Origin of the sequence: Yoonia sp. (assembly GCF_017854415.1) — a bacterium.
Lineage (GTDB): Bacteria > Pseudomonadota > Alphaproteobacteria > Rhodobacterales > Rhodobacteraceae > Yoonia.
On sequence record NZ_JAFMHR010000148.1, the window covers coordinates 1 to 3,475 of the forward strand.

3 protein-coding genes are annotated in these 3,475 nt (G+C 58.6%); all 3 read right to left on the reverse strand.

Features of this window, described 5'->3' with window-relative positions:
- On the reverse strand, positions 1 to 458 hold a 458-nt coding region (locus QZ197_RS13810; RefSeq protein ID WP_296432712.1), incomplete at its 3' end, for an NUDIX hydrolase.
- Between the two features lie 67 nt (positions 459 to 525).
- The gene (hrpB, locus tag QZ197_RS13815) at positions 526 to 2,931 is read right to left on the reverse strand and encodes an ATP-dependent helicase HrpB (protein WP_296432714.1); all 2,406 of its coding nucleotides are present in this window, start codon (positions 2,929 to 2,931) and stop codon (positions 526 to 528) included.
- 109 nt (positions 2,932 to 3,040) lie between these two features.
- Positions 3,041 to 3,325, reverse strand: a complete 285-nt coding sequence (rpmB, locus tag QZ197_RS13820; protein WP_296432716.1) for a 50S ribosomal protein L28 — start codon at positions 3,323 to 3,325, stop codon at positions 3,041 to 3,043.
- Positions 3,326 to 3,475: the final 150 nt, after the last annotated feature.

Here is a 3,475-nt window from a genome sequence, read left to right on the forward strand (position 1 = left end):
TACGTCAAGGCCTTGAGCAACGCCCGCAAACCTGAATCATCGACTTTCTTTTTGGCTTTTTTCAGGGGCAACCATTTGCGCTTGCGTTGGCCAGCCTCTGGGTAGGTATCGGTCATTTTGGTCACGTCAATGCGGTATACACTGACATAGCACGGCACGCGCCGCCCGTCGTCAAACCGCTTTTCGGTCATATAGCCGCCAACGGGTGTTTTGCTGACGTCGCCTTTGCGCACGCCGCCTTCTTCCCAAGCTTCGATTTTAGCGGCTTCTGCGTCGGTATGTCCGTCCATCGGCCAGCCTTTGGGTACAATCCAGCGCCCGCGTGATGACTTGACCAATAACACCTCTGGCCCGGTCTTGCTGTCGCGCAAACAAAGCGCACCAATCTGCAGCATTGCAGTCGGGTCTGTGACATGGACCTCGCGGCCCGTCCAAAAGGATTGGTCTAAATTGCTCATGTACCTGCCAATAGGCTGTTTTTATTACGTTTAGGTTAGCACAAGGTGATTCGGTGTGCAAATCGGCCTAGGTGCCGCGTGGTTTGGCCCGCAATGTAGGGTCGGCTTGGGTCGGGTCTTCTGGCCAAGGATGGCGCGGATAACGCCCGCGCATATCGCGGCGCACGTCCGCATAGGATGACGCCCAAAAGCCTACAATGTCTTGGGTAACCTGAACTGGTTTTTGCCCTGGCGATAGTAACGTGACACGCAAAGGCGTGCGTCCGATCATCGGGTGGGCGGTGACGCCAAACATCTCTTGCAAGCGCAGCGTTATTTCGGGGGCTTCGCCCGCATAGTCAATCGGGGTTTTGCGGCCCAAGGGCGTCGTGAAATGCGCAGGTGCCGCCTGATCCAGACGTTGGGTTTGCCCCCAATCCAGCATTGCGCGCAAGGCGGGCAGCAGATCGAAACGTTTCCAGTCGTCAGTTGACCTTACGCCAGTCAGGTGCGGCAGCAGCCGTGTTTCAGCAGTTGCGAGAAGGGTGTCGTCGTCCATCGCGGGCAGGTCATCGACAAGCGCGACACGTGCGCGAAAACGCTGTGCCGCCGCCGATGGACGTAATCCCAGTTGGCGTACGCCTTCAAGCATGGCCAACGCAATGGCCTCGGATGAGGCATCGACCCAGACGCGGTCATCCAAGACAAGCGTGCCGAAACACTCTTGTTGACGGGCCACAACGCGACCTTCGCGCTTGGACCATGCGCAGATGTTTTGCCATGCAATCTGATCGGCGTAGAGATCGCGCAATTCGCGTTCTGATACGATCACGGCTTGCCGGATCTTTGCCTCGCGGGTGTCGCCATCAAGGTCGGTGGCCACAATCAAACGCTGACCAGCCAGCGGATCAGCAGCGCTCATAATCGCGCCTTTGCCTCCCGATAGGACATAGCGGGGGTCATCCCCCTTGCGGCGCATCCCGACGCGGTCAGGGTAGGCCAGCGCTGCCATTTGCCCTAAACTTAGAGAGGGCACCTTGGGCAAGCCCTTTGATAGGCGCGGGATCTCAGCCTTGATTTGTGCAAGCGCAGCATGTTGCAACGTACCGGGGCCATCATAGCGCCCCCGCAAGGCGCTGATCCGAAGCGATAAATCCACAGGTGCGCCGCGCAATGGATCACGCGCTGCCAAAAGGGCCGCCAACGGTGCGGCCTGCGTGCCAGCGCGTTGCAGCATATGCGCAAGACGCGGGTGCAGCGGTAATTTCGCCAAAGCGCGTCCATGCGCTGTGATACGGTGGTCTGCGTCCAAAGCCCCAAGGCTAACCAGCAAACTGCGTGCTTCAGCCAGTGCACCCACGGGCGGGGGCGTTAGAAAGGCCAGATCGTCGCTGCCCCATGTGGCCAGTTCAAGTGCGAGGCCTGCGAGGTCTGCCGCCTCAATCTCGGCTGGGGCGAACGCGGGCAGGGCGCCGTGTTCGCCTTTGGTCCACAGGCAATAGGCATCACCGGGGGCGACACGGCCTGCGCGACCCGCACGTTGGGTGGCTTCGGCTTTGCTGACTTTTTCGGTGACAAGGCGTGACATGCCAGAAGCGGGATCAAACCGTGCCCGCCGCGCGCGGCCTGCGTCGACGACCACGCGGATATCTTCGATCGTCAGGGATGTTTCCGCGATAGAGGTGGAAAGCACGATCTTGCGTCCAGATTCGACAGGCGCAATGGCGCGACGTTGGTCCGCAAAAGGTAGTGCGCCGTAAAGTGTGCGAACAACGGTATCTGCGGGCAGGCGGCCTTCGAGTTGGGCCGCAACCCTGCGAATTTCACCTTCGCCCGGTAAGAACACCAGCACGCCACCTGTTGTTTCATTGAGCGCCTGTAGGGTCAAATCGGCGGTTGCCGTTTCGAGCCACACACCTTTGGAGATCGCACGGTCCAAGTAGTGGGTCGTTACCGGAAATGCCCGCCCTTGCGACGTAATGACAGGTGCGTCGTCAAGCATCGCGGCGACGGGGCCTGCGTCTAAAGTGGCGGACATGACCACGACTAAAAGATCAGGACGCAACACAGCGCGGCTTTCCCAAGCGAGCGCCAAACCCAAGTCCGCATTCAAGGATCGTTCGTGAAATTCATCAAAGATCACGGCACCGACACCCGTTAATTCGGGGTCCGATTGGATCATACGGGTCAGAATACCTTCGGTGACAACTTCGATCCGGCTGCCAGCTTTGCTTTCGCCACGCATACGGTAACCGACCGTTTCGCCCGGCACCTCGCCCAATCCTTCGGCCAAGCGCGTTGCTGCGGCGCGCACGGCAAGGCGGCGGGGTTCAAGCATAATGACTTTGCCAGCTGTCACATTCGCATCAAGCATCGCCAATGGCACACGGGTTGTTTTACCCGCGCCAGGAGGCGCCTGCAGGACAGCGCGGCCACTGCGTTGCAGGGCTGCGATCAAGTCGGGCAGGATAGGGTCGATGGGCAAAGCGGTCATGGGAAAAGCTTTGCCATAAGGTGGGTCCAGACGCCACCTTACGCACAACAAAGAAAAACCCGGCCGCATGAAGCGCCCGGGTTTTCAATTCATTGTTGGTCGAAAGGGCTTAAGCAGCAGTTGCTTTAGCAATCTCTTTCTTGACCTTCAGCGCGTCCAAAGAAAGCTCTCCTTCTTTGGCTTTCGCCATGAACGCGTCCAAACCACCGCGGTGATCAACAGTGCGCAACGCAGCATTCGATATTTTGAACTTGAATGTCCGGCCCAACACGTCGGACATCAAAGTCACGTCCTGCAGGTTTGGCAAAAAGCGGCGGCGGGTACGGTTCTTGGCATGGCTGACATTGTTGCCAGACATTGGGCCTTTTCCAGTCAGTTCGCAACGGCGCGACATGAGCGTTTTCCTTTTCTTTGGACATAACCAACCCGGTTGGTTGGCGCATCCTGTGATACGGGGTTGAGCCCCGCATAAGCAGGGTCGTGAATAAGATCAGCGCGAGATAGGCGGATTCCTTGATCCCGTCAACCCGATATGCCGATGAAC

Bases quoted from the DNA above. Each gene is read 5' to 3' on its own strand.
- rpmB (WP_296432716.1), bottom strand. From the start codon at position 3,325: ATGTCGCGCCGTTGCGAACTGACTGGAAAAGGCCCAATGTCTGGCAAC.
- hrpB (WP_296432714.1), bottom strand. From the start codon at position 2,931: ATGACCGCTTTGCCCATCGACCCTATCCTGCCCGACTTGATCGCAGCC.